The sequence below is a fragment of the Mycobacterium sp. AT1 genome (assembly GCF_002043095.1).
In the GTDB taxonomy this organism is placed as follows: Bacteria; Actinomycetota; Actinomycetes; order Mycobacteriales; family Mycobacteriaceae; genus Mycobacterium.
The window spans coordinates 71,476-96,301 of sequence record NZ_MVOC01000048.1 but is presented as its reverse complement, the minus strand read 5'-3'; the positions used below and the strand labels follow the sequence as shown (position 1 = coordinate 96,301).

Sequence of the window (24,826 nt, the reverse complement as noted above, 5' to 3'; positions counted from 1 at the left end):
TCTACAGCTTGCGCAACAGCGCCGCGGCGCGCACGTCCGCGCCGACGCTCAAGCCGATGTGGACGTCGTCGCCGCGCCGCACGTAGCCGATGGTGACGTCCTCCCCGTACTGAATGGGTCGGCGGTATTCGACCACCGCCCGGTAGGGCGGGACACAGACGTCGGGCTCAAGCGCCATCACCTCGTGGATGGCGTGCCAGTACGCGGTGTTGGTGACGTGCTGAAAGACGTCGACGTCGGTGCGGCGCAACGGAAATGCCATGGTGGTGTCCACGTCGCCGGGGTCGGCGAGCCACTTGCCCCACTTGAGCCGGTGTTCGGTGGTCGTGGTGGCGAACTTCGCGATCAGGCTGTCCGAGACCCGCAACGGGGTGAGGGTCTTCTCGTTGATCGCGATCCAGAATCCCTCGGTCTCGATGCGCCCTCCCTCGGCGCCGACGAGGTCGACGCGCATGGTGCACCACCGCGACGACAGCGCCGAACACCACCGCCGCAGGGTGACCTCGGTGGGCCATTCGATCGCCTCGTGCACGTCGACGACGGTGCGGTTGACGATCCAGTGCGGGTGGGCTTCGGCTTCGCCGGCGTCGACGAGGTTCTCCGCGCCGGCCTCCTGGATGTAGCGGGCCACCCCGTCCAGGCGGAGCCGCAACTGGTCGTCGACGTCACCGGTCGCCACCGGCCACGACGTCTGGTAGACGTAGCCGGCGGTGGGTAGCGGGCTCAGCGGTCGTTCGGCGTTGGTCATCGAATCCTGTCTACCCCCGGCGGAGATCGAGCAGACTGGCAGGCGTGTCGCTGATCGTGCCGCCCTATCCCCCGGCCCGCTACACCGAGGACGAACCGGAGGTCTCCGCGTCGCTGCGCCGCGCCGACCAACCCGCCGACCACGACTCCTTCGGGCTCGTTCAGTACCACTACCTCGCCGACCAGAAGAAGACCGACGGCGACTACGGGCTGTACCGCGTCGACCTCGCCGCCAAGGCGGGCGGACCGGGGCCGCACTTCCACCGCGCCATGTCCGAATCGTTCTTCGTCCTGTCCGGGCGGATGCGGCTCCACGACGGCAAGGACTGGGTCGACGGACACCAAGGCGACTTCCTCTACGTGCCGCCCGGCGGCATCCACGGCTTCCGCAACGAGGCCGACGAACCGGCGTCGATCCTGATGTTGTTCGCCCCTGGCGCACCACGGGAGCAATACTTCGAGGGACTGGCACACCTTGGTGAGCTGACCGACGAGGAACGCGCGGCGTGGTTCTTCGCCAACGACAACCACTTCGTCTGAGCGGTCAACTCACCGAAGCGCTTGGCCGGCCAGCGGGACGAACTGCCATCCGGCCGCCAGCATCGCCGGAACTGCGGCGGCGACGCCGGCGCCGGTGCCCGAGCGGGGGTGGTTCACGTGGGCCAGCACGATCGACCCCGGCGCCGCGTGCGCGATCGCGGCGCTCACCGCGGCGGCAGGCGCCGTCGCACCGGCGTCGGCGTTGACCGAGAAGCCGACCGGGGTCAGACCCAGGTCGTGAACGATCTGCACGGCGACGTCGTCGTAGTGCGCGGTGCCCGTACGGAAGAAGGTCGGCGCCTTGCCGGTCAGCGCCGTCAGCCGGGCCTGTTCGCCGGACACCTCGTCGACCACCTCGCTCGCTGACCCCGTGCCCGCGATGCCGTAGGCCGACCGCCCGGTGACCGACAGGGGGACGTGTCGAGTGCCGTGGTTCCCGATCTCGAACAGTGGATTGGCGGCCAACTGCTCGGTTCGACCCGGATTCGCGTCGATCCACTTCGAACACACGAACAGCAGCGCCGGGACGCCGTTGCGTTGGAGGGTGTCCAGCAACCCGTCGTCACACGCCCGGTCGCAGGCGTCGAAGGTCAGGGCGAGCTGGCGCCCGGTCGGACTGAACGTCGTCACGATCCCCGGCAGGGACATCCCCCACTGCGTCGGTTGACGGGCGAGATCCGCCACAGGCACCGCGCTGGGGCCCATGCCCGACGCAGCGGCCGCCGCGGGCATATGGACGCCCGTCCCCACCACGACAGCCGCGCCCGTCAGCGTCGTCAGGAACGTCCTGCGGGTGACCATGGGCGAACCGTAGGCGGGCAGCCTGAGCCCTCTATGCCAGCGAGGTGGCAAACCCCTGGACGACCGTTGTCGACCATCCGGCCAATTTGCTCGGCGCCGTCGGACTCGCCGCGGCGACCGTCGCAGTCACGCCTCCTGGCGCAGGGTTCACGTGCGCTTTGCGACGGTGACACGCCTGGCTATCCACAGGACACGCCCTGCGGGAATGCGATCACGTAACCCCTTGCCCTAGACTGCCCTTCGATCAGATAGGAGTCTCCGGGTGCAGGGTTATGCAGCGCCCAGCACCCAAGCGTTGCGGGGCTGGCAACGTCGGGCCATGGTGAAGTATCTGACGGCAGCGCCTCGGGACTTCCTCGCGGTGGCGACCCCTGGCGCGGGTAAGACGACCTTTGCGCTGCGCATTGCCGGGGAACTGCTCGGCGACGGCACCGTCGAACGCATCACGATCGTGGTGCCCACCGAACACCTCAAGATTCAGTGGGCGAAGTCGGCCGCCACGCTCGGCATCAACTTGGACCCCAAGTTCAGCAACAGCTCGGCCCACAACTCCGACGAGTACCACGGCGTCGTCGTCACCTATGCACAGGTGGCCAGCCACCCGGGACGTCACCGGGTGCGCACCGAGAACCGCAAGACCCTGGTCGTGTTCGACGAAATCCACCACGGCGGCGACGCCAAGAGTTGGGGCGAGGCGATTCGCGAGGCGTTCGACGACGCGACGCGCAGGCTGTCGCTGACCGGTACACCGTTCCGCAGCGACGACAGCCCCATCCCGTTCGTCAACTACGAGCGGGGGCCCGACGGTCTCGAACGTTCGCAGGCCGACCACGTCTACGGCTACGCCGACGCGCTGGCCGACGGAGTGGTGCGGCCGGTCGTCTTCCTGGCCTATTCGGGTGAATCTCGGTGGCGCGACAGCGCAGGCGAAGAACACGCCGCCCGCCTCGGCGAACCGCTCAACGCCGAACAGACCGCCCGCGCGTGGCGCACGGTGCTCAACCCGGCGGGTGAGTGGATGCCCGCCGTGATCGCCGCAGCCGACAAACGACTGCAGCAGAAGCGCCAGCACGTCCCGGACGCCGGCGGCATGATCATCGCCTCGGACCAGACGGCGGCCAGGGCCTACGCCGGCCTGCTCACCACCATCACCGGCGAGGCGCCGACGGTCGTGCTGTCCGACGACCCCGGGTCCTCGGATCGCATCACCGCGTACTCCCAGGGCACCAGCCGCTGGCTCGTCGCGGTACGCATGGTGTCCGAAGGCGTCGACGTGCCCCGGCTGACGGTGGGCGTCTACGCGACCAGCGCGTCGACCCCGTTGTTCTTCGCCCAGGCCATCGGCCGCTACGTGCGCTCCCGCCGCCCCGGCGAGACCGCGAGCATCTTCTTGCCGTCGGTGCCCAACTTGTTGCAGCTGGCCAGCGAGATGGAGGCGCAGCGCAACCACGTGCTCGGAAAGCCGCATCGCGAGTCCCAAGGCGACGAGTGGGACGAGGAGTACGAAGAGAAGCAGAAGAACGAGCCGAGCGAGCTGGACAACGGCTTCGAGATGCTCGGCGCGGAAGCCGAATTGGATCAGGTCATCTTCGACGGCTCGTCATTCGGCACGGCGACGCCGTCGGGCAGCGACGAGGAGGCCGACTACCTCGGCATCCCCGGCCTCCTGGACTCAACGCAGATGCGAGATCTGTTGCGGCGCAGGCAGGAAGAGCAGCTCGACAAGCGGACGGCCGCAGGCGGCACGGTTCCGGTGCGGTCAACCACCCATGGTCAGCTGCGCGATCTGCGTCGTGAACTCAACGCTCTGGTGACCCTCGCGCATCATCGCACCGGCAAGCCGCACGGCTGGATTCACAACGAGCTGCGCCGGATCTGCGGCGGGCCGGTGTTGGCGGCGGCCAACTCCGACCAGATCACGGCGCGCATCGAGGCGGTCCGCTCGCTGCGGGCCTAGAGCCCCAACAGCTCCGGCAGGTCTGCAACCGAGTCGATGACGTAGTTGGGCTGCATGGCGAATTCGTCTGCCGCCCAACGATCCAACGTGTCCTGCCGAAACTTCCCGGTGCGCACCAGCACGCCGGCCATGCCAACCACCTGCCCGGCGAGGACGTCGTTGTTGAGGTCGTCGCCGACGACGTACATCTCCTCCGGGTCGACGCCGAGCCTGCCCGCCGCGGCGAGGAAGCCCTCCGGCGCGGGCTTGCCGACGGCGGTGACCTTGCGACCCGACGTCTGCTCCATGCCGATGAGGTACATGCCGGTGTCGACGCGCAGCCCCTCGGTGGTGTTCCACGCCGTGCTGCGGTGCATCGCCACGACCGGAACTCCCCGCGCCATCCAGTCGTAGACCCGACTCAGCGTGACGTGGTCGTACTCCGATCCGGCGCCGCCAAGCAGGACGACGTCGGGGGTGTCCGGGTTGGCACCGGTCACCTGGTGGGGGTAGACGACGTCGACGCCGTGCATGTCCTCGGCGATCTGGCCGCTGTTGACCAGAAAGCACTTGGCTCCTGGATAGCGGTCTCTGACGTAGTTGGCGGTCAGCACGGCCGCGGTGATCACCTCGTCCGCGGCGACCTCCATCCCGGCTTCGGTCAACAGTTCGGCGATCTGAGCGCGGGTCTTGGTGGTGGTGTTGGTCAGGTACGTCCTTGCGATCTGGTGGTCGGCGAGGACCCGCAGCGTGTCCGCCGCACCTTCGATGGGCTTCCACGACGTCACCAGGACGCCATCGATGTCGAACAGCACTCCACCGATAGCCATGGTGCCGAGGTTAAACGGCATACGTGTCAGCGCAACTCGGGCCCCGTCGATCGCGGGCCCAGTCGTTGTCGTAGAGCCATGGTGACGCCGACGCCGCCACCGACCACGCCAGCTCCGCGGGAACGTCGAGCACCCGGTATCCCTTCACGCCCGCTGCGGTCGCCGCCACCAAGGTCGCAACGCCCGCGCGCCGCTGAAAGTACGTCTGACGCACCGTCCAGCCGATGATGCCCGCCGTGGCGATGCAGTCGCGGCGGCGCTCCAGGCTCCCGGCCCTCGCCACCAACCAACCACCGCCGCTGCGGTGACCAAGCGCACGCGCACGATCGGCGGCCAGAAACGCGGCGACGACCGTCACCACCGCCCACGCCACCCAGGCGATAGGCGGTATCGCGACGACGAACGTGGCCCCGGCCATGGCGACCCCCAGCAGCAGGGGAATGGACAGCGCTCGCGTCCACCGCCGACGGGTCGCGACGCGACCGTGCCCGAGCAGGTCACCGCCGACGACGTCGGGTCGTCCGATCAGCTCGGTCAGCACGCCCACAACCGTGTCCGCCGGGCACGGCGGCAACAGCAGCGACGCCTCACCCGATCCGTTGACCCCGGTCATCACCGCGTCCAGTCGGGCGCCGCCGAACATTCGCACCAGCAGCGGCTCCCGAATGGTGCCGCCGCGCAGCCTGCGCATGTCGAAGGTGTGCTCGCGGGCTCGCAGCAAGCCGTGCTCGAGGTGCAGGACGCCCGCGCCGCCGTGGTCGTCGCGCCGTGACAGCACCAGATTGCCGAACGTCACCAGGGACCTGCCGACCGACAGCACGACCGAGAGCACCAGCACCACGACGACGGCGACCGCCACGGTGACCACGATCCCGACGCGCTCGGCGGCGTCGACCCCCTCCCGGGCCAGCGTCGAATCCTGCAGTGCCACAGCCGCTCCCGTCTGATACACCAGCCCGATTGCGGCGGCGATCATCGCGAGACCGGTGAAGCTCAAGGGGCTGTAGCGCAGCCACGACGGCTGCCACCTGGCGATCACCCGGTCCAGCGGCGGCCCCGCTGGGGAGTCCGCCGCCAGCGAGTCGGCCAGCAGGATCGCCCGCAGCTCCGGCACGTCGCTCGTCCGAACGGCGTCGAGGGCGAATTCCGCGTCACCCCTGACCTCCTGGCCGGTGCTGACCTTGACGACGGTCAACCCCAGGAGCCGGTGCAGCAGCCGGGCGTCGGTCGACACCGATCGAATCCTGTTGCGCGGCAACGACGACACCGTGCGCTGCAGCACTCCCTCGCGGCGCTGGATCTGCTCGCCGTCGATGCGATAGGTGGTGGTGAACCAGCGCGCAACGCCGAACACGATCAGCAGCACCAGCACGGCAACCGACCACATCTGGTTGCCCGTCGCCGACCCGAGCACCACCGAGCCGATCAGCAGGGGCAGTTGACCCAGCAGTTCGTGCACCGGGTGGACCAGCAGCATGCGGGGGCTGAGCCTGCGCCACTGCACGTCGGGCGAGGTCACGTGGCGTCCCGGTCGCCGATCGCGGCGACGTCGGTCAACTGCGCGACGATCCGATCGGCGACGTCGACGTCCAGTGCGACGATGCGCACCGCCCCCGCCGACGACGCGGTCGTCACGGTGACGTTGGCCAGTCCGAAGACGCGGTCCAGCGGGCCACGGTGGGTGTCGACGGTCTGGACCCGGGAGATCGGCGCGATGCGGCGTTCCTGTACCAGCCAGCCGGTCCTGGTGAAGACCGCGGGCGTCGGCACGTCGACGCAGACGTCCCAGCGGTGCACCCGGTATCGCCACAGCGGCGCGACCACCACGAAGGTCACGATGCCGAACACGGTGACGACGGCCGCGAGCGCGTGCCACCACCCGCGGCTGCCGTCGAACACCAGCCACGCCGCTTGGGCCACCGACAGCACGGCCCATGGGATCGCCGCGGCCAGTGCCCACACCATCGGCGCCTTGCGGCTCGGTGGGTTGGCGGGGTCGACGAGTGTCACCATCACCCTGAGTATGGTCGTGCCCATGAGCGCCAACACCAAGTGGACGGCCGCCGACGTACCCGATCAGACCGGCCGCGTCGCCATCGTCACCGGCTCCAACACCGGCCTGGGCTACGAGACGGCGCTGGTTCTCGCGACCCGTGGCGCGCACGTCGTCATGGCGGTCCGCGACGTCGACAAGGGCAAGGCCGCGGCGGCCAGGATCCAGGGTCGGGTACCGCGGGCCGACGTCACGGTGCAGTCGCTCGACGTGGGGTCGCTGCAGTCCGTGCGGGCGGCCGCCGACGAGCTCAAGAGCGCCTACCCGCGAGTCGATCTGCTCATCAACAACGCCGGCGTGATGTATCCGCCGAAGCAGCTGACCGCGGACGGTTTCGAGCTCCAGTTCGGCACCAACCACCTCGGCGCGTTCGCCCTGACCGGCCTGCTGCTGGAGAATCTGCTGCCCGTCGAGGGCTCGCGCGTCGTCGCCGTCGCCAGCATCGCGCACACCATCCAGGCCGCCATCCACTTCGACGATTTGCAGTGGGAACGCAAGTACAACCGCGTCGCCGCATACGGCCAGTCGAAGCTGTCCAACCTGATGTTCACCTACGAACTCAACCGCAGGCTGGCCGCACGCGACGCGGCCACCATCGCCGTGGCGGCGCACCCCGGCATCTCCAACACCGAACTGATGCGCCACGTCCCCGGTTCCAGCCTGCCCGGCTTCAGCGCACTTGCCAGCCTGGTCACCAACAGCGCGGAGGTGGGTGCGCTGGCCACCTTGAGGGCGGCCACCGACCCGGGCGTGCGGGGCGCCGAGTACTACGGGCCCGACGGCATCCGCGAACTGCGCGGCCACCCGAAGCGGGTCCAGTCGAGCAAGCAGTCCCACGACCAGGACGTCCAGGCACGCCTGTGGACGGTGTCCGAAGAACTCACCGGCGTCACCTTTCCGCTATGAGATCCGTCGACGAGCACCAGCGGGCAGTCGCGGGCCTGATCACGGCGCGCGCGCCGGTCGACGTCGCCATTGGTGACGCGCTCGGCCTCGTTCTCGCCGCCGACGTCGTTGCGCCGCTTGCACTTCCCGGTTTCGACAACTCGGCGATGGACGGGTACGCCGTCGTCGCCGAGGACATCGCGGACGCCACCGAAGAACGCCCGGTGAAACTGCCGGTGGCAGAAGACATTCCGGCCGGCCGCACCGATCCGCTGGTCCTGGAACCGGGCACCGCGCACCGGATCATGACCGGCGCGCCGCTGCCCGCCGGGGCGACGGCGGTCATTCCGGTGGAGGCCACCGACGGCTCGACGGAGATCGTGTCGATCCGCGCCAGTGTGGTGCCGGGCCAACACGTGCGACGCGCAGGCGAGGACGTCACCCCGGGCACCACGGTGCTGCACGCCGGCCAGGTGCTCACCCCCGCGGCGCTTGGGCTCGCCGCCGCGCTTGGCCTCGGCTCGTTGAGAGTCGTTCCACGGCTACGTGTTCTGGTGATGTCGACGGGGTCGGAGCTGGTGGCTCCCGGTACGCCGCTGCAGCCGGGACAGATCTACGAGTCCAACGCCGTCATGCTCGCCGCGGCGGTGCGCGACGCCGGTGCCGACGTGGTGACGTCGTCGACGACCGAGGACGACGTCGACCTGTTCAGGGCCGAGCTGCAGAAGCACGCCGGCGACGCCGACCTGGTGATCACCACCGGCGGGGTCAGCGCGGGAGCCTACGAGGTGGTCAAGGATTCCCTCGCCGACGAGGTCGAATTCGTGAAGGTCGCGATGCAGCCGGGCATGCCGCAGGGTTCGGGTGTCGTGTGGGGGACGCCGATCGTCACCCTCCCCGGGAATCCCGTCAGCGCCCTCGTGTCGTTCGAGGTGTTCATCCGAGCCCCCTTGCGGGCGGCGATGGGGCTGCCGCACCCCGGCCGACCCCGTCGTCCGGCGACGCTGCTCGAGGATCTGACGTCACCGCGCGGACGGCGACAGTTTCGCCGCGGGGTCGTCGACCACGACGGCGGGACGGTCACCAGCTACGGACCGCCCGCGTCGCATCATCTGCGCTGGTTGGCGTCGGCGGATTGCCTGCTGGAAATCGGCGAGGACGTCACGGAACTGGCGGCCGGATCACCCGTGCAGGTTTGGGACCTGAGCTGAACCCGTAGAATCGGAACCCCATGGCCAGACCCGCGCGACCCGCCGATGCCGCCAACGAGTCCGAGTTCTCCCGTTTCGTTGAGTTGGTCCGTTCCACCGTTCCGCCCGTTCATTCCGCTGGCCTGCCGTTCATCGCAGGTGGGCTGGGAGTCGCCGCCGCCGGTCGCAAGCACCGTTGGCTGCGCAATGCGGGCCTGACTGCTGCCGGGGCCTGTGCCCTGTTCTTCCGGCACCCGCCGCGGGTGCCGCCGACCAGGCCTGGCATCGTCGTCGCCCCGGCCGACGGACTCGTCACCCTGATCGAACAGGTCCGCCCGCCCGCCGAGCTGAGCATGCCCGACGTGCCGATGACCAGGGTCAGCATCTTCCTGTCGATCTTCGACGCCCACGTGCAGCGCGCGCCCGTCGGCGGTGACGTGCTCACCGTCAAGTACCGGCCCGGCCAGTTCCAGTCGGCGGACAAGGACAGTGCGAGCGAGGTCAACGAGTGCAACGCGGTGTGGTTCCGCACCCCCGAGGGAGTCGACGTGGCGGCCGTCCAGATCGCCGGGCTGATCGCCCGCCGCATCGTCTGCTCCGTCAGCGCCGGGGACAGGGTCGGCCTCGGTGAGACCTACGGGCTGATCCGCTTCGGGTCGCGCCTGGACACCTACTTTCCGCAGGACTCCCGGGTGATGGTCGAGCTGGGCCAGCGCGCCATCGGCGGCGAAACGGTTCTCGCGGAGCTCTCGTGAGCCGTCCCAAGGGCCAACCCGCCCGTGGTCTACGCATCCTGCCGAGCGCGACGACCGTTCTCGCGATCTGCGCGGGGCTGACGTCGATCAAGTTCGCCCTCGACGAGAAGCCGTGGATTTCGCTGGCCCTCATCGGGGCCGCCGCCATCCTCGACGGCATCGACGGCGGCATCGCCCGTGCCCTCAACGCCCAGTCGCGGATGGGCGCCGAGATCGACTCGCTGGCCGACGCGGTGAACTTTGGCGTGGCACCGGCACTGGTCGTGTACCTGACGTTGCTCCCGAATTCTCAGCTCGGCTGGATCTTCGTGCTGCTGTACGCGGTCTGCGTGGTGCTGCGGCTGGCCCGGTTCAACGCACTGCTCGACGACGACACTCGCCCCGCGTACACGCGCGAGTTCTTCACCGGCATGCCCGCTCCGTGCGGCGCCGTCGGGGCGATTGGCCCGCTGGTCGCCTACATGCAATTCGGGCACGGTTGGTGGACGTCGCACTGGTTCGTGTGCGCATGGCTGGCCGCGAACGCGGCGCTGCTGGTGAGCCGGGTGCCGACGCTGGCGCTGAAGGCAATCTCGGTGCCCGAGAACGCCGCGCCGATCCTGCTGATCCTGGTGGCGGCGGGGGCGGCGGGTCTGCTGCTGTTCCCGTACATCCTGATGCTGCTGATCATCGCCGGATACGTCGCCATCATGCCGTTCACGATCCGCAGCCAGCGCTGGGTGGCCGCGCGCCCCGAGGCCTGGGATACCAAACCGCAGCAGCGCCGGGCGGTTCGCAGGGCCGCGCGGCGGGCAGCGCCCAACCGGCGCTCGGTGGCGCGCCTCGGCCTGCGCAAGCCCGGCTCGCGGGGCTAGGCGTGACCGACCTAGTGTCCGATGCCTTCGACGAGCCTCCACGTGGTCGCCTCCCGCTGACGGCCCGACTGAACACCTCGGCGACGGATTCCCGGCGCGGGGTGGTGCGGCTCCATCCCGAGGCGCTGGCCGCGCTGGGCATCCGGGAGTGGGATGCGGTGTCGCTGACGGGGTCGCGCACCACCTCCGCCGTCGTCGGAGTCGCGAGTCCCGAGACACCGGCGGGCACGGCGCTGCTCGACGACGTCACGCTGTCCAACGCCGGGCTGCGCGAGAACACCACCGTGTTGGTCGCGCCCGCGACGGTGTACGGCGCGCGGTCGGTGACCGTCAGCGGCTCCAAGCTGGCCACCCAGTCCATCTCGTCGGCGACCCTGCGGCTGGCGCTGCTCGGCAAGGTGATGACGGTCGGCGACACGGTGTCGCTGCTGCCGCGTGACCTCGGGCCCGGCACCTCGACGTCGCAGGCGTCCTCGGCGCTGACGTCGTCGGTGGGCATCACCTGGACCTCGGAGCTGCTGACGGTGACGGGCGTCGATCCCGCCGGTCCGGTGAGCGTGCAGCCAAATTCAGTGGTGGCCTGGGGTGACGGCACTGCGCTTTCCGACGCTGGCTCCGGTGCGCACACGATCTCAGAGCCCCGCCCGCAGCCGTCCGCAGGACCCCCGGTGTCGTTCGACGACCTTCGCGGCGCCCACACCCAGGCAGGCCGCCTGGCGGAGTGGTTGAAGCTCGCCATCGACCAGCCCGAGCTCCTCGAAACGCTCGGCGCGAAACCCCGTCTCGGCGTTCTGGTCTCCGGTCCTGCGGGCGTCGGCAAGGCCACGCTGGTGCGCACCGTGTGCGCGGAGCGACGCCTCGTCGAACTCGACGGGCCCGAGGTGGGCTCGTTGCGCGCCGAGGACCGACTGGCCAGGGTGGCGTCGGCGGTGGCGACCGTTCGCGACGGCGGAGGCGTTCTGCTCATCACCGACGTCGACGCCCTGTTGCCTGGTTCGACCGAACCCGTCGCGACCCTGATCCTCACCGAATTGCGCACAGCGGTGGACACGCCAGGGGTGGCGTTCGTCGCGACGTCTGCGGTGCCCGACGCGATCGATGCCAGGCTGCGGGCACCCGACCTGTGTGACCGTGAGCTCGGGCTGAGCCTTCCCGACGGGGCGACGCGCAAGGCGCTTCTCGAGGTTTTGCTGCGCGGCGTACCCGCCAAGGATCTGACCCTAGGCGAAATCGGCGATCGGACACCGGGTTTCGTCGTCGCCGATCTTGCCGCGGTGGTTCGGGAGGCTGCCCTGCGGGCCGCCGGCCGTGCCAGTTCGGACGGTCAGACACCAGCCTTGACGCAGGACGACCTCACCGGCGCGCTGTCGGTGATCCGCCCGCTGTCGCGATCGGCCACCGAAGAGGTCGCAGTCGGGTCGATCACGCTCGACGACGTCGGCGACATGGTCGAGACGAAGCAGGCGCTCACCGAGGCGGTGCTGTGGCCCCTTCAGCATCCCGACACCTTCGAACGACTCGGCGTCGAACCGCCGCGTGGCGTCCTGCTCTACGGTCCGCCGGGATGCGGAAAGACGTTCGTCGTCCGTGCGCTGGCCAGCAGCGGGCGACTGTCGGTGCACGCCGTCAAGGGCGCCGAACTGATGGACAAGTGGGTGGGCTCCTCGGAGAAGGCGGTGCGCGAGTTGTTCCGCCGCGCAAGGGATTCCGCGCCGTCGCTGGTTTTCCTCGACGAGATCGACGCACTCGCACCGCGGCGCGGTCAGAGCTTCGACTCCGGCGTGACCGATCGCGTCGTGGCCGCCCTGCTGACCGAGCTCGACGGCATCAACCCGCTGCGCGACGTCGTCGTGCTCGGTGCGACCAACCGACCCGACCTCATCGACCCGGCCCTGCTGCGGCCGGGACGACTGGAGAAGTCGGTGTTCGTCGAGCCACCCGACGCCGACGCGCGCCGCGAGATTCTGCGCACCGCAGGGAAGAACATTCCGCTGAGCGCCGACGTGAACCTCGACGAACTCGCCGACACCCTCGACGGCTACAGCGCCGCCGATTGCGTTGCGCTGCTCAGGGAATCGGCGCTGACGGCGATGCGGCGCTCGATCGACACCGCGGACGTCACCGCCGCCGACGTCGCGAAGGCCAGGGCGACAGTGCGCCCCTCACTCGATCCGGCACAGGTCGACGCGCTCCGCGCATTCGCCGCTGGCCGATAGGTTCGGGCTCTCGAGTCCCCTTTGGCGCAGCCAGGATTCAATCTGCACGTGCCGTCTGCGCTACCTCGTCGAAGCTGCAAACCTGGCTTTCTCCCCGCCGAGAATCGTCATCGGCGTAGTCACCTCTTGGGTGTCGATCAGATTGCCAATCACCGTGTCGAACCGTCGTCCGGGTGGTCTGCGGTGGCGATGGCGTCGAGCCATTGCAGCATGAGACCGGCCTCCGCGTCCGTCAACGGTGTGCCAGTGCGTCGAATGAGGGCCGCCAACTGCAGCGCAACAGGCTTCACCTGGGGCATTCGCTTCGTGGTGGGTTTCGTTGCGGCTCCGACCACCACTTCGTGAAGGACCGCGTCCCGAACCCGCGCCGACAAGCCGGGGTCGTCGTAGATGGCGGGTTGCGACAGGACGTTCAGCGCGACGCCGGAGCAGGCGGCCATGATGGCCTGGGCGGCCTCGTCCGGAGTGACTTTCAGCGTGCCGGCTTCCGCGCAGCGGATCAGCCGGTCGTAAAGCAGCTGCCGTGCCTCTTCGGCGGCCGCCGGCACCTCCGTCAGCGATGGGGCGTACACCAGCCGGTACACGGTGGGGTTGTCCACCGCGAACGCGACGTGGTTGTCCCAGGCCGTGTAGAGGTCGTCTACCGGATCGTCGGACGGCGGCTCGGCACGCTTCGCGCTGAGATACCGCTCGAATGCGTGGTCGATGACCGCGGTCAGCAAGCCGCTCTTGTCTCCAAACAGCCGGTAGAGCACCGGAGATCCGACGCCGACCGCGTCACACACCTCACGCGTTGAGATGTCGCCGTGCGGTGACGCGGCGAGCTGGGCCTCAGCCGCTTTCAACATGCGGATCCGGATGTCCATCCGAGTGATGTTATCAGCGATATCACAGGAGCGTGACACTGATACGTTGAGCGTATCCTCGATACTGGAATGGCATATCACCGCTACGAAAGGTTCGGTTGTGAACACCCCCACGTACAACGACACAACGGCGGATTTCGAGCTAGCCGAACGGGTTCGGACCAACCAGAAACGATTGACCGCCGATTTGATGCCTCAATACGACTTCATCGTTTGCGGGGCCGGCTCGTCAGGTTCGGTGGTCGCTCGCCGCCTCGCTGAGAACCCCGATGCCAGTGTGCTCCTGCTGGAGGCCGGCGGCAGCGACGACCTCCCGAGCGTGTGGTCGGCGGACCAATGGCCCACCAATCTGGGCAGCCCTCGGGACTGGGGATTCCAAAGCGCTCCTGACCCCAACCTGTACGGCCGCACTCTGCCATTGTCGATGGGCAAGGTGCTCGGCGGCGGCTCCAGCATCAACGTGATGATCTGGGCGCGCGGACACCGCAGCGACTGGGACTTCTTCGCCGCCGAAAGCGGCGAGCCAGCCTGGAACTACGAATCGGTGTTGAACATCTATCGCCGAATCGAGGACTGGCGTGGCGAACCTGATCCGCGCTATCGAGGCACCTCCGGTCCGGTGTTCATCCAGCCGGCGCCCAATCGCCACCCACTTGCCGCAGCGGTGGTCGACGCGGCGGGCTCACTGGGCATCCCCACCTTCGCGAGCGCGAACGGCTCGATGATGGAAGCCAAGGCCGGCGCATCCATTACCGATCTGCGGGTGCACGACGACGGCTCACGGGAATCGGTGTTCCGCTCATACACCTATCCCTACATGGACCGCCCAAACCTGACGGTCCTCACGCACGCGATGGTGAAACAGCTTGCCTGGGAGGGCAACCGGGTCACCGGCGTAGAGGTGTCCCACGGCGGGCAGACCCGTCACTTCACGGCGGGCACCGAGGTGGTGCTCTCACTCGGTGCCATCCACACCCCCAAGCTGTTGATGCAATCGGGCGTGGGCGACGAGACGGAATTGCGCCGTGTCGGGGTGCCCGTGCGCCAACACCTGCCCGGTGTCGGACAGAACTACCAGGACCACATCGGTTTCGACTGCATGTGGGAGTTCAAGGAGCCGCCACCACCAAACTTCAGGGCTGAGGCGACGATGACGTGGACGAGTAAGCCTGAACTCGACGCCCCGGACCTATTCGCGTGCGCGGGCGCCATTGTCAAGACGACGCCGGAGAACGCCGCGCGATACGGGATCCCCGACGCCGGTTGGATCTTGTTCGGCGCGCTGTCGCGTCCACAGAGCCGCGGGCGAATTCGATTGACCGGCGCCGACCCAGACGACCCAATCGAGATCAACGTGAACGCACTGTCGCATCCGGACGATCTACGGGCCGCCACCGCCTGCGTCGAGTTCATCCGTGAAGTCGGCAATGCTGCGCCGGTCCGGCCACACGTCAAACGAGAAGTCATGCCGGGCTGCCTGAAAGGCGGGGCGCTGGAGGATTTCATCCGCAACGCGGCCACTACGTACTGGCATCAGGTTGGAACAGCCAAAATGGGACGCGACGCGATGTCGGTGGTCGACGGCAGCCTCAAGGTCTACGGCGTGGAGAAACTCCGAATCGCCGACGGCTCGATCATGCCCCGTATTACCACGGCGAACACCATGGCGCCCTGCGTCGTGATAGGAGAGCGAGCGGCCGAGTCCATCAAAGCCGAGCATGGACTCTGAAGTCGCCGACGGAGCGTTCCGCGCGTCCGCCGACAAGCGCTGACCTCACACCCGTCCGGCGACCGCGGCAAGACGCCTCAGCGACGACATCAGCGCGTCCTCGCCGGTGGCGCGGGCTCGCACCATCCGCTTCTCGTCGGTCAGCTGCGTCCAGTCGTAGGTGTGGGTGACGCGGGTGTGCGCGTCGTCGACGGGTGTCAGCTCCCACCGCCAGAGATGCCCGGGTGGTGGCGAGCCCTGCTCAGAGGGCCGCCAGGCGATGAGCCGCCCCTCCTCGAACTCGACGACGTGGTTCTCCCGAACGCCGCCTTGGCTAAGCGTCGTCAGGAAGACGTCCCCGACTCCGCGCACGCGTTGACCCGTGGCCGCCTCGGCGAGGTTGTCGTTGCCGTCCCAGCTCGGTTGCTCGGCCGGGTCGGCGATGAGCTCGAAGATCCGGTCGGCCGGTGCGTCTATCTCGAGGGTCGCGCTGGCCACCTTGCCGTCCTGTCCCATGGCCCCATTGAACCGTCTACCGTCTCGACGTCCAACTCAGGGCCGGGCCTCGAGCACGAGGTTGAACGGCGTCTCGGCAGCCCTGCGGAACCGCGTGAAGCCGCCTCCGTCGACGACGACGCTCCGCAGCCGCGCCTCACCTGCCTGAGCGCCGAGCGCAGGCCCGTTACGGGCGAGCGAAACGGGAACGCAGATCTGCGTCGACGCGCCGTACAGCACCCGGCCCACCGGGTTCAGGTTGTCCTGCACCTCATCGTTCGCGAAGGGTTCCACGATCATCGCCGTGCCGTCGTCCTTGATCGCTTGGCGGGCGTGCCTGGACACGCCGGTGGGATCACCCATGTCGTGGAGGCAGTCGAAGAACGCGATCAGGTCGAACCCGTCGCCCTCGTAGCTGCTCGCGTCCGCCACCTCGAAGAGAGCGTTGGCCGCCCCCGCCGCCGCGGCCTTCTCGGTGGCGACGCGGACCGACTCCGCGTGGTAGTCGTAGCCGATGAACTCCGAGTTCGGGTAGGTCTTCGCCATCAAGATGGTGCTGGCACCGTGGCCGCAGCCCACGTCGGCCACCTTCGCGCCGCTCTGCAGCTTGTCGACGACGCCGTCCAGCGCAGGTAGCCACGATTCGATCAGGTGGGCGTTGTAGCCGGCACGGAAGAACCGCTCGGTCCCCTCGAACAGGCAGGGATGGTGCTCGCCCCACTCCGTGCCGCTTCCGGACGTGAAGTTCTCGAGCGTGCGCCCGAGTGCGTGGAATGTCGCTTCGACGATGTTGTAGGCGCCGGGCATGTCGACCGGGCCGTTCGGGTCGGTCAGGCACAGCGCCTGCTCTGGGCTCAGCGACCACTGCCCGGATGTGGCGTCGAACTGCACGTATCCGCCGCCACCCTGGTTGCCGAGCCATTCTCGGACGTAGCGCTCGTTGGTGCCGGTGCGCTCCGCCAGCTCGGCCGGAGTCAGCCCGCCCTTTGCCAGCTCGCGGTACAAGCCAAGGCGGTCGCCGACGAGGATCAGGGTCGCGCTGATCGCCGCGCCGAGATCACCCACCGCCTTGCCGAGGAAGTCGTTCAGCTTGCCTTCGTCAACGGTCATGATCATGCCTCGTCCCGACATAGCGGTATTCCTGCTGTTCTCAGCATGATCACCAGGTCGGTCGGGCGTTGAACTTTTGCACGATCAATCGAGGTTTCCGTCGGACGGGTTACGCGACATTTCTCTTAGCACGTCCGCCCGCGGTCACTGCACGCGAACACCGGGGCGAGCGGGATGACCGCCCACGTAAACTAGGCGAAGACATAGCCTTAGACGGCTGACACCCCACTTGTCGGATGCGCTCGTTGGCGCCCGCCAGAACCGGAGTGCCATGCTCGCCATTCTCTACGCCCACGCGGTGGCCGCCCTCGTGGCGCCCGTTCTCGTGCAGCGTTGGGGACGACACGCCTTCTACGGTCTGGCGCTGGTGCCGCTCGGGTCACTGCCGTGGGTCGCGATGAACTGGCCGGGCCGCGGCGAGCAGACCGTCCACCTCCAGTGGGTCCCCGAGCTCTCCATGGACATCACGTTCCGCTTCGACGCGCTTGCCGCGATCATGAGCGTGCTCGTCCTCGCCGTCGGCGCACTGGTCCTCTTCTACTGCGCCGAATACTTCCACCACCACGACGGCCACACCGAACGCAGGCTGCCCAGCTTCGCCGCCGAACTCGTCGCGTTCTCCGGCGCCATGTTCGGGCTCGTCATCAGCGACAACATGCTGATGCTGTACCTGTTCTGGGAGCTGACGACGGTGTTGTCGTTCCTGCTGGTCGGTCACTACGCCGAACGCGCCACCAGCCGTCGGGCCGCCACGCAAGCCCTGCTGGTCACCACCGCCGGCGGCTTGGCCATGCTCGTCGGCATCATCATGCTCGGCGAGCTTTCGGGCACCTACCGGCTCTCCGAACTCGTCGAGGCGCCGCCCACCGGCCTGACCGCGAGCGTCGCCGTCGTCCTGGTCCTGATCGGCGCGGTGTCGAAGTCCGCCCTGGTGCCGTTCCACTTCTGGCTACCCGGCGCCATGGCCGCGCCGACACCGGTCAGCGCGTATCTGCACGCCGCAGCGATGGTCAAGGCGGGCGTCTACCTCGTCGCGAGGTTGGCCCCCGGCTTCGCCGACTCGCCCGCCTGGCGGCCGATCATCGTGACGCTCGGCCTTGGGACCATGCTGCTTGCCGGGTGGCGGGCCGTGCGGGAGTACGACCTGAAGCTGATCCTCGCGTTCGGCACCGTCAGCCAGCTCGGGCTCATCACCCTGATGGTCGGCGTCGGCGGTCGCGACGTGATGCTCGCCGGCCTCGCCATGCTCTGTGCTCACGCGATGTTCAAGGCGGCCCTGTTCATGGTGGTCGGCATCGTCGACCACGCCACCGGTACGCGCGACATCCGCCGCCTGGCCTGGCTCGGCGACCGCCATCGGCCACTGCTGATCGTGGCCGTCTGCGCGACGGCGAGCATGGCCGCACTACCTCCGTTCCTGGGGTTCGTCGCGAAGGAAGCCGACCTCGCGACGTTGGCCGAGAGTGCGGCGCTGGGCGTCTCCGCCTACTGGGTCGTTGGCGGCGTGGTGTTCGGGTCGGTGTTCACCACCATCTACAGCCTGCGCTTCATCTACGGCGCGTTCGCACGCAAGGGTCGGACCGAGCCAAGTCAGCGCGTCGCCGAAATGCACCGTCCGCCAATCACATTCCTCGTACCGCCGGCGATCCTGGCGCTGGCGGGGCTGGTGTTCGGGGTCTGGCCGAGCGGGCTCGACGACGTGCTCGACGACTACTCGGGCACGCTGCCCGGCGACGGCGACTACCACCTCGCACTGTGGCACGGCGTGAACGTGCCACTGCTGCTGTCGATCCTGGTGCTGGCCGCGGGCGTCGTCGCGTTCTTCGCCAGGAACCGGTTGCGGCGCGCACGGTTGGGATACCTCCCCCTTGGCAACGCCGACCGGATCTACGACTCCGTAATCCGAGGCACCGACGTCTTCGCGGTCCGGCTCACCGCGCTCACGCAGCGCGGCTCGATCCCCGCCACCCAGGCCGTCATCCTGTCGACGTTGGTGCTGCTGCCGACCGTCATGCTGGTGCTCGGCGCGCGGAATCGTCCTGAACTCAAGTTGTGGGACTCGCCACTGCAGGCGGTCGTCGGCCTCATCATCCTGGCCGCGGCGATCAGCGCGACGGTGTTGCGCAACCGGCTCGCCGCCGTACTGGTCGTGGGCGTGACGGGTTACGGCTGCGGCGCGATCTTCGTCTTCCACGGCGCACCCGACCTCGCCCTGACCCAGTTCCTGGTTGAGACGCTGACCTTGGTGATCTTCGTCCTGGTGCTGCGAACGCTTCCCGCGGAAGCCGACCAGGGCAACATCAACCGGCATCGGCTGCCACGCCTGGCGCTGTCGCTCGCGGTCGGCGCCGCGGTGAGCACGCTCGCCGTGTTCGCGATGGCGGCGCGCACCACCCGTCCGATCGCCGACCTCCTTCCCGATGCCGCCTACTACCGCGGCCAGGGCTCGAACACCGTCAACGTGCTGCTGGTCGACATCCGCGCCTGGGACACAATGGGCGAGATCTCGGTACTCCTGGTGGCGGCAACCGGTGTGGCGTCAATGGTGTTCCGCAACAGGCGGTTCGGTAGTGCGCCGCGAGTGCCGAGGGACCTTCGAGATGCTGGCCAACCCGACATCGGCCGCATCCCGGTGCTGCCGACCAGCCCCGCCGTCGGCGACATCACCTGGCTGCGCGGCAGCGAGCTTCGCGACCCCCGGTACCGGTCACTGGTGCTCGAGGTGGCGACGCGAATCATCTTCCCCCTCATCATGGTGCTGTCGTTCTACTTCTTCTTCGCAGGCCACAACACCCCCGGCGGCGGTTTCGCCGGAGGGTTGACCGCGGGCTTGGCGCTGGTGCTGCGCTATCTGGCCGGTGGTCGATTCGAGCTCGGCGAGGCGCTCCCCGTCGACGCGGGCAAGGTGCTCGGGGTTGGCCTGGCCCTGTCGGCGGGTACGGCCGTCACGTCGCTGTTCTTGGGTGCGCCGGTGTTGTCTTCTGCGGTCTTCGAATTCGACGTCCCCGTGCTCGGCCACATCAAGCTCGTCACGGCACTCTTCTTCGACCTTGGGGTGTATCTGATCGTCGTCGGCCTGGTTCTGGACGTCCTGCGCAGCCTCGGCGCGCGGGTCGACGTGGAGATGGCGCAGCAGAATCAGGCGGCCCGCCGATGACCGCCATCGTGCCGCTGATCCTCATCGGCGGGCTCACCACGGCAGGGGTGTACCTCCTACTCGAGCGCAACCTCACGCGAATGCTGTTGGGGCTGCTGCTCGTCGGCAACGCCGTGAACATCCTGATCCTGACCGTCGGTGGGCCAGCCGGCAATCCGCCCATCCGCGGCAGAGTCTCCGACGGACAGACTGCCACCGCGGACCCGTTGGCGCAGGGCATGATCCTCACCGCCATCGTCATCACGATGGGCATCGCCGCGTTCGTCCTGGCCCTGACCTACCGCTCGTATCGGCTGTCGCGTGACGAGGACGTCGCCGACGACCCAGAGGACACCAGAGTTTCCGAGCTGTCCGACAAGTCGGCCGTCGCCATCGACGAAGACCTCGTCACCCACGATCCGCACCGCGACACCGACGCGCCCGACGAACTGGACGCGTTGCCCGGACACGAGGGCTCCCGATGACGAGTCTGTCCGCGGTACTCACCCCGCTTCCCGTCCTGATTCCCACCCTCGCCGCGGCGGTCACGCTGTTCGCGGGCCGCACGCCACGGCTGCAACGCTCGATCGCGGTGGCGGCGTTGTCCGCGGTCGTCGCGGTCTGCGCGGCGCTGGTCTATCTGGCCGACCGCGACGGCACCATCGCGCTCCACGTCGGCGGGTGGGGTCAGTCGGTTCCCGGCATGGGACCGCTGGGCATCACCCTGGTGGTGGACCGGCTCTCGTCGCTGATGCTGCTGGTGTCGGCCATCGTGCTGCTGGCCGTCGTGTTCTATGCCATCGGCCAGGGCATCCGCGACGGCGACGAGCGGCAACCGGTGTCGATCTTCCTGCCGACCTACCTGGTGCTGTCCGCGGGCGTGTGCACGGCGTTCCTCGCCGGTGACCTGTTCAACCTGTTCGTCGGCTTCGAAGTGCTGTTGTCGGCGAGCTTCGTGCTGCTGACCATCGGCGCCAGCACCGACAGGGTCAGGGCCGGCATCGCGTACGTAATGGTGTCGATGGTGTCGTCGCTGATCTTCCTGATCGGCCTCGCCATGATCTACGCGGCAACCGGCACCCTGAACATGGCCGAGCTCTCCCTGCGACTGGAGGACATCCCGTCCGGCACCCGCAACGCGATGTTCGCCGTCCTCATGGTCGCGTTCGGCATCAAGGCCGCGGTGTTCCCGCTGTCGACCTGGCTCCCCGACTCCTACCCCACCGCGCCCGCGCCGGTCACCGCCGTCTTCGCGGGCTTGCTCACGAAGGTCGGCGTCTACGCGATCATCCGGGCCCACTCGCTGCTGTTCCCCGGCGGCGCGCTCGACAACGTGCTGATGGTCGCGGCGTTGGTGACGATGTTGGTCGGCATCTTCGGCGCGATCGCCCAGAGCGACATCAAACGGCTGCTGTCGTTCACGTTGGTCAGCCACATCGGGTACATGGTGTTCGGCATCGCGCTGGGAAGTGCGCTCGGCATGTCCGGTGCGATCTACTACGTCGCGCACCACATCGTCGTGCAGACGACGCTGTTCCTCGTCGTCGGCCTGATCGAGCGGCAGGCGGGGGCGTCGACGCTGCAGCGTCTCGGCGGTTTGGCGGCAGCCAGCCCGCTGCTGGCCCTGGTGTTCTTCATACCCGCGCTCAACCTTGGTGGCATCCCCCCGTTCTCGGGTTTCATCGGCAAGGTCGCCCTGCTCGAGGCAGGCACCCAGGACGCCTCGGTGCTCGCGTGGATCCTGGTGGGGGGCAGCGTCGTGACGAGCCTGCTGACGCTCTACGTGATGGCAAGGGTGTGGACCAAGGCGTTCTGGCGGGCCCGCGCCGACGCCCCAGAGGGCGATCTCGCTGACGTGTCTCCGTCGTCCCTGATCGACGACTCCGAGGTTGACATCGCCCACGCCGATCGCGACGACGTCGGGCGCATGCCGGTCGGCATGCTGGTGCCGACCGCGGCGCTCATCGCCGTCGGCTTGGCGCTGACGGTGTTCGCCGGTCCGATCTTCGCCTTCAGCGAGCGGGCGGCGGCCGAGGTGGTCGACCGTGGTCAGTACGTATCGGCGGTGTTGAAGCCGTGATGCGAACCGTACTGCTGCGGGCCTGGGTGGTGTGCTGGCTGACGCTGGTGTGGGTCCTGTTGTGGGGCAACGTGTCTGCGGCCAACGTGCTGGGTGGCGTTGCCGTCGCGTTGGTGATCACGCTGCTGTTGCCGCTGCCGCAGGTGCCCGTCGAGGGCAAGCTGCATCCACTGTCACTGGTCCGGTTGGTCGTGCTGATCGCCTACTACCTGGTGCTGTCGTCGGTTCAGGTGGCCTGGCTCGCGATCAAGCCGGGGCCGCCACCGCACAGCGCCGTGCTGCGTGCGCACGTGGCGATCAAGTCCGACCTGGTGCTGGCGTTGACGGTGAGCGTGCTGAACCTCATTCCCGGTGGCATCGTCCTGGAGATCGATCAGACGCGACGGATGATCTACGTGCACGTGATCGACGCGGGTACCGACAAGGCCGTTGGACGCTTCTACCGTCAGGTCGCCGACATCGAGCGCTTGATGATTGCGGCTTTCGAGAAGGACGCCGACTGGCGGCCGAGCGCGGAGAGGGAGGCGGGCGCCGAATGAACACCGTGTGGACCATCTCGGCGGTGATGTTGATCGCCGCCATCGCCATCACCATGTTCCGACTGCTCGCCGGCCCTGGAACCCTGGACCGCCTCGTCGCGCTGGACACCTTCGTCGCGGTCACGATGTGCTCGATCGGCACGTGGGCGGCCTACAGCCTGGACACCACCGTGACCTACAGCCTGACGGCGCTGGCGTTGATCAGCTTCGTGGGCTCGGTCAGCGTCGCCCGCTTCCGCGTTCGGGACACCGACCGGGCGGACGGTGAGCCCCAATGAGCGGCATCCTCGACGTACTGGCCGGTGTGCTGGTGCTGGCCGGTTCGACGTTGGCCTTGACCGCGGCGATCGGTGTGGTGCGGTTCCCCGACACCCTGTCGCGTATGCACGCCGCCACCAAGCCGCAGGTCCTCGGGCTCTTGCTGGTGCTCATGGGTGCCGCACTGCGCCTGCGCGGCCATCCGGACGTCGGAATGCTGATCCTGGCCGGCCTCTTCACCCTCATCACCGCTCCGGTTGTTGCCAACCGGGTTGGGCAACTCGCGTATCGGGAGCAGAGCTTCCGTGACGACCTGCTGACCAAGGACGACATGGCGGAGCGCACCGAAGACTAAGGCTTGTCAGTGGTCGAATGTATGTTCGAACCATGTCCGGAGTGGCCGTGCGAGAGGCGTTGGCGGCGTTGCGCGTCGCCTACGACGCGCTGGCGGCTTGCGACGTAGACCTGCTCACCCGCCAAGAGCTGTTGGAGACCCTCGACGAGCTCGAGACGCTGACCTGCCAGCTGCCCACCCAATCGCACCGATTGCTGGCCCGGCTCCAGCTGGAGACCACGGCGAAGGAACTCGGCGCCAAGTCCTGGCGGGACGTGCTCAGGATCCGGTGGCGCATCTCGAGCGCCGAGGCCGGTCGTCGACTGAGCGATGCCGCGCTGCTTGGACCGCGGGGCGCACTCAGCGGCGAGCCGCTCGAGCCGGTGCTCCCCGCGACCGCCAAGGGGCAGGCGCTGGGACTTCTCAACTCCGAGCACGTCGAGGTAATCCGCAAGGCAATGGCGCGCATGCCAGGCTTCGTCGACCCGCAAACTCGCGGACAGATCGAAGTGGACCTGGTTCGTACGGCAACCAGTGTGGGCCCCAAGGAACTGAAGGACTCCGCCGACCTGACACTCTTCCTGCTCGACCAGGACGGTCCCCCACCCGACGAGACCGAGCGCGACCGCAAGCGCGGGATGTCGAAGGGTAAACAGCGTCACGACGGAATGACGCCGATCTCCGCCAACCTCACCCCCGAGGCGTGGGCCGTCTGGGAGGTGATCTTCGCGAAGTACGCCGCACCAGGGATGTGCAATCCCGCCGATGCCGAACCCTGCACCTCCGGGACACCGTCACAGGAGCAGATCGACAACGACCACCGCAGTCTCGCCCAACGTCAGCACGATGCGATGGTCGCCGTCGGCCGCATCGCCTTGATGAGCGGCAATCTTGGTCGGCTCAACGGGCTGCCGGTGTCGGTGATCATCCGAACGACGTTGCAAGACTTGGAGTCCCGCGCCGGGGTGGGGGTGACGGGCGGTGGCACGGTCGTGCCGGTCGGCGACGTCGTCCGGCTCGCCGGCCATGCCAACCACTACCTGGCGGTGTTCGACGGCGCCACCGGATCGGCTCTGGATCTGTTTCGCACCCGCCGGGTGGCGTCAGCGGCGCAGCGGATCATGCTGATCGCCCGCGACGGCGGCTGCACCAAACCGTGCTGCACGGTCGGAGCGTATGGCTCGCAGATCCATCACGCCCGGCGCGACTGGGCTGCGGGTGGACTCACCAACGTCGACGATCTGGCACTGGCCTGCGGGCCCGACAACCGCCTGGTCGACGCCAAGGGCGGCTGGACAACCACCGTCAACGCCCGTGGCGACGTCGAGTGGGCGCCGCCGCCACAGCTGGACACCGGTCAGGCGCGGATCAACCACTACCATCGCCCTGAACGGCTGCTGTATCCGACAGACGATGCAGAAGCGCTGTGGCACAACGACGATCCCGATCAACCTGGTGGACCGGCACCGCCCGCCGACCAGGTGGCGTGAGTG

The 24,826-nt window shown here is 68.3% G+C and carries 23 protein-coding genes; 15 read left to right on the top strand and 8 right to left on the bottom strand.

The features are described from left to right. Position 1: 1 nt before the first annotated feature. A complete protein-coding gene (locus B1790_RS21995; protein ID WP_079925381.1) occupies positions 2-748 on the bottom strand; it encodes an acyl-[acyl-carrier-protein] thioesterase in 747 nt (248 codons plus the stop codon). A 44-nt stretch (positions 749-792) separates the two neighbouring features. Here B1790_RS21995 and B1790_RS21990 point away from each other — a divergent pair, with 44 nt between their 5' ends. Next, a complete protein-coding gene (locus B1790_RS21990; protein WP_079925379.1) occupies positions 793-1,287 on the top strand; it encodes a cupin domain-containing protein in 495 nt (164 codons plus the stop codon). A gap of 9 nt (positions 1,288-1,296) precedes the next feature. Here the strand turns inward: B1790_RS21990 and B1790_RS21985 are convergent, their stop codons facing one another. Next, positions 1,297-2,088 (bottom strand): polysaccharide deacetylase family protein, encoded by a 792-nt coding sequence (locus B1790_RS21985; RefSeq protein ID WP_079925371.1) that lies wholly within the window; start codon positions 2,086-2,088, stop codon positions 1,297-1,299. Positions 2,089-2,350: 262 nt separating this feature from the next. Here B1790_RS21985 and B1790_RS21980 point away from each other — a divergent pair, with 262 nt between their 5' ends. After that, positions 2,351-4,045 (top strand): DEAD/DEAH box helicase, encoded by a 1,695-nt coding sequence (locus B1790_RS21980; RefSeq protein WP_079925370.1) that lies wholly within the window; start codon positions 2,351-2,353, stop codon positions 4,043-4,045. Here the strand turns inward: B1790_RS21980 and B1790_RS21975 are convergent. From B1790_RS21975 to B1790_RS21965, 3 genes are read right to left on the bottom strand one after another with little or no spacing between them, the layout of a single operon-like run. Then, positions 4,042-4,854 (bottom strand): HAD-IIA family hydrolase, encoded by an 813-nt coding sequence (locus B1790_RS21975; protein WP_079925483.1) that lies wholly within the window; start codon positions 4,852-4,854, stop codon positions 4,042-4,044. The two genes, B1790_RS21980 and B1790_RS21975, sit on opposite strands and share 4 nt — an antisense overlap. A gap of 10 nt (positions 4,855-4,864) precedes the next feature. Continuing rightward, complete coding sequence (locus B1790_RS21970) at positions 4,865-6,331, bottom strand: PH domain-containing protein (protein ID WP_079925482.1); 1,467 nt, start codon at positions 6,329-6,331, stop codon at positions 4,865-4,867. Between the two features lie 38 nt (positions 6,332-6,369). Then, on the bottom strand, positions 6,370-6,891 hold the full coding sequence (locus B1790_RS21965; protein ID WP_233165261.1) for a PH domain-containing protein: 522 nt from the start codon (positions 6,889-6,891) through the stop codon (positions 6,370-6,372). Here B1790_RS21965 and B1790_RS21960 point away from each other — a divergent pair. From B1790_RS21960 to B1790_RS21940, 5 genes are read left to right on the top strand one after another with little or no spacing between them, the layout of a single operon-like run. Then, entirely contained in the window at positions 6,890-7,813 is a 924-nt protein-coding gene (locus B1790_RS21960; protein WP_079925368.1) for an SDR family NAD(P)-dependent oxidoreductase, read from the top strand. The two genes, B1790_RS21965 and B1790_RS21960, sit on opposite strands and share 2 nt — an antisense overlap. Next, the gene (gene glp / locus B1790_RS21955) at positions 7,810-9,003 is read left to right on the top strand and encodes a gephyrin-like molybdotransferase Glp (protein WP_079925367.1); all 1,194 of its coding nucleotides are present in this window, start codon (positions 7,810-7,812) and stop codon (positions 9,001-9,003) included. The genes B1790_RS21960 and glp overlap by 4 nt, the downstream gene beginning before the upstream one ends. A gap of 20 nt (positions 9,004-9,023) precedes the next feature. Then, positions 9,024-9,737 carry a phosphatidylserine decarboxylase gene (locus tag B1790_RS21950; protein WP_079925366.1) on the top strand — a complete coding sequence of 238 codons (714 nt, stop codon included), beginning with the start codon at positions 9,024-9,026 and terminating at the stop codon, positions 9,735-9,737. Continuing rightward, entirely contained in the window at positions 9,734-10,591 is an 858-nt protein-coding gene (locus B1790_RS21945) for a phosphatidylcholine/phosphatidylserine synthase (protein WP_079925365.1), read from the top strand. Before B1790_RS21950 ends, B1790_RS21945 begins: the two co-directional genes overlap by 4 nt. A 14-nt stretch (positions 10,592-10,605) precedes the next feature. Beyond that, positions 10,606-12,807, top strand: a complete 2,202-nt coding sequence (locus B1790_RS21940) for an AAA family ATPase (protein WP_079925480.1) — start codon at positions 10,606-10,608, stop codon at positions 12,805-12,807. A 149-nt stretch (positions 12,808-12,956) separates the two neighbouring features. Here the strand turns inward: B1790_RS21940 and B1790_RS21935 are convergent, their stop codons facing one another. Beyond that, positions 12,957-13,673 carry a TetR/AcrR family transcriptional regulator gene (locus B1790_RS21935; RefSeq protein ID WP_079925362.1) on the bottom strand — a complete coding sequence of 239 codons (717 nt, stop codon included), beginning with the start codon at positions 13,671-13,673 and terminating at the stop codon, positions 12,957-12,959. A gap of 190 nt (positions 13,674-13,863) precedes the next feature. Between B1790_RS21935 and B1790_RS21930 the strand changes: the two genes are divergently transcribed. Then, positions 13,864-15,402, top strand: a complete 1,539-nt coding sequence (locus B1790_RS21930; protein WP_079925479.1) for a GMC family oxidoreductase — start codon at positions 13,864-13,866, stop codon at positions 15,400-15,402. Between the two features lie 45 nt (positions 15,403-15,447). On the opposite strand, the gene B1790_RS21925 is transcribed toward B1790_RS21930, so the two are convergent. Both B1790_RS21925 and B1790_RS21920 read right to left on the bottom strand, forming a co-directional pair. Then, positions 15,448-15,897, bottom strand: coding sequence for an SRPBCC family protein (locus B1790_RS21925; RefSeq protein WP_079925361.1), 450 nt, complete (start codon positions 15,895-15,897; stop codon positions 15,448-15,450). A 36-nt stretch (positions 15,898-15,933) separates the two neighbouring features. Continuing rightward, complete coding sequence (locus B1790_RS21920; RefSeq protein ID WP_079925478.1) at positions 15,934-16,986, bottom strand: methyltransferase domain-containing protein; 1,053 nt, start codon at positions 16,984-16,986, stop codon at positions 15,934-15,936. A gap of 271 nt (positions 16,987-17,257) precedes the next feature. Here B1790_RS21920 and B1790_RS21915 point away from each other — a divergent pair, with 271 nt between their 5' ends. Genes B1790_RS21915 through B1790_RS21885 form a run of 7 tightly spaced genes read left to right on the top strand, consistent with a single transcriptional unit; the run spans position 17,258 to position 24,823 of the window. After that, positions 17,258-20,143, top strand: coding sequence for a Na+/H+ antiporter subunit A (locus B1790_RS21915; RefSeq protein WP_079925360.1), 2,886 nt, complete (start codon positions 17,258-17,260; stop codon positions 20,141-20,143). Then, the gene (locus B1790_RS21910; RefSeq protein ID WP_079925358.1) at positions 20,140-20,607 is read left to right on the top strand and encodes a Na(+)/H(+) antiporter subunit C; all 468 of its coding nucleotides are present in this window, start codon (positions 20,140-20,142) and stop codon (positions 20,605-20,607) included. Before B1790_RS21915 ends, B1790_RS21910 begins: the two co-directional genes overlap by 4 nt. After that, a complete protein-coding gene (locus tag B1790_RS21905; RefSeq protein WP_079925357.1) occupies positions 20,604-22,202 on the top strand; it encodes a Na+/H+ antiporter subunit D in 1,599 nt (532 codons plus the stop codon). The genes B1790_RS21910 and B1790_RS21905 overlap by 4 nt, the downstream gene beginning before the upstream one ends. Beyond that, the gene (locus B1790_RS21900; protein ID WP_079925477.1) at positions 22,202-22,741 is read left to right on the top strand and encodes a Na+/H+ antiporter subunit E; all 540 of its coding nucleotides are present in this window, start codon (positions 22,202-22,204) and stop codon (positions 22,739-22,741) included. The genes B1790_RS21905 and B1790_RS21900 overlap by 1 nt, the downstream gene beginning before the upstream one ends. Beyond that, entirely contained in the window at positions 22,738-23,019 is a 282-nt protein-coding gene (locus B1790_RS21895; RefSeq protein ID WP_056550810.1) for a monovalent cation/H+ antiporter complex subunit F, read from the top strand. Before B1790_RS21900 ends, B1790_RS21895 begins: the two co-directional genes overlap by 4 nt. Next, positions 23,016-23,354, top strand: a complete 339-nt coding sequence (mnhG, locus tag B1790_RS21890) for a monovalent cation/H(+) antiporter subunit G (RefSeq protein ID WP_079925356.1) — start codon at positions 23,016-23,018, stop codon at positions 23,352-23,354. The genes B1790_RS21895 and mnhG overlap by 4 nt, the downstream gene beginning before the upstream one ends. Before the next feature lie 17 nt (positions 23,355-23,371). Further along, entirely contained in the window at positions 23,372-24,823 is a 1,452-nt protein-coding gene (locus B1790_RS21885; protein WP_079925355.1) for a DUF222 domain-containing protein, read from the top strand. The last annotated feature ends 3 nt before the right edge of the window (positions 24,824-24,826 follow it).

What these genes read in the sequence shown, in the direction of transcription:
- B1790_RS21995 (WP_079925381.1), bottom strand. Translation starts at nt 748, where the DNA reads ATGACCAACGCCGAACGACCGCTGAGCCCGCTACCCACCGCCGGCTAC.
- B1790_RS21985 (WP_079925371.1), bottom strand. Translation starts at nt 2,088, where the DNA reads ATGGTCACCCGCAGGACGTTCCTGACGACGCTGACGGGCGCGGCTGTC.
- B1790_RS21975 (WP_079925483.1), bottom strand. Translation starts at nt 4,854, where the DNA reads ATGGCTATCGGTGGAGTGCTGTTCGACATCGATGGCGTCCTGGTGACG.
- B1790_RS21970 (WP_079925482.1), bottom strand. Translation starts at nt 6,331, where the DNA reads ATGCTGCTGGTCCACCCGGTGCACGAACTGCTGGGTCAACTGCCCCTG.
- B1790_RS21960 (WP_079925368.1), top strand. Translation starts at nt 6,890, where the DNA reads ATGAGCGCCAACACCAAGTGGACGGCCGCCGACGTACCCGATCAGACC.
- B1790_RS21965 (WP_233165261.1), bottom strand. Translation starts at nt 6,891, where the DNA reads ATGGGCACGACCATACTCAGGGTGATGGTGACACTCGTCGACCCCGCC.
- glp (WP_079925367.1), top strand. Translation starts at nt 7,810, where the DNA reads ATGAGATCCGTCGACGAGCACCAGCGGGCAGTCGCGGGCCTGATCACG.
- B1790_RS21950 (WP_079925366.1), top strand. Translation starts at nt 9,024, where the DNA reads ATGGCCAGACCCGCGCGACCCGCCGATGCCGCCAACGAGTCCGAGTTC.
- B1790_RS21935 (WP_079925362.1), bottom strand. Translation starts at nt 13,673, where the DNA reads ATGGACATCCGGATCCGCATGTTGAAAGCGGCTGAGGCCCAGCTCGCC.
- B1790_RS21930 (WP_079925479.1), top strand. Translation starts at nt 13,864, where the DNA reads ATGCCTCAATACGACTTCATCGTTTGCGGGGCCGGCTCGTCAGGTTCG.
- B1790_RS21925 (WP_079925361.1), bottom strand. Translation starts at nt 15,897, where the DNA reads ATGGGACAGGACGGCAAGGTGGCCAGCGCGACCCTCGAGATAGACGCA.
- B1790_RS21920 (WP_079925478.1), bottom strand. Translation starts at nt 16,986, where the DNA reads ATGACCGTTGACGAAGGCAAGCTGAACGACTTCCTCGGCAAGGCGGTG.
- B1790_RS21915 (WP_079925360.1), top strand. Translation starts at nt 17,258, where the DNA reads ATGCTCGCCATTCTCTACGCCCACGCGGTGGCCGCCCTCGTGGCGCCC.
- B1790_RS21910 (WP_079925358.1), top strand. Translation starts at nt 20,140, where the DNA reads ATGACCGCCATCGTGCCGCTGATCCTCATCGGCGGGCTCACCACGGCA.
- B1790_RS21905 (WP_079925357.1), top strand. Translation starts at nt 20,604, where the DNA reads ATGACGAGTCTGTCCGCGGTACTCACCCCGCTTCCCGTCCTGATTCCC.
- B1790_RS21900 (WP_079925477.1), top strand. Translation starts at nt 22,202, where the DNA reads ATGCGAACCGTACTGCTGCGGGCCTGGGTGGTGTGCTGGCTGACGCTG.
- B1790_RS21895 (WP_056550810.1), top strand. Translation starts at nt 22,738, where the DNA reads ATGAACACCGTGTGGACCATCTCGGCGGTGATGTTGATCGCCGCCATC.
- mnhG (WP_079925356.1), top strand. Translation starts at nt 23,016, where the DNA reads ATGAGCGGCATCCTCGACGTACTGGCCGGTGTGCTGGTGCTGGCCGGT.
- B1790_RS21885 (WP_079925355.1), top strand. Translation starts at nt 23,372, where the DNA reads ATGTATGTTCGAACCATGTCCGGAGTGGCCGTGCGAGAGGCGTTGGCG.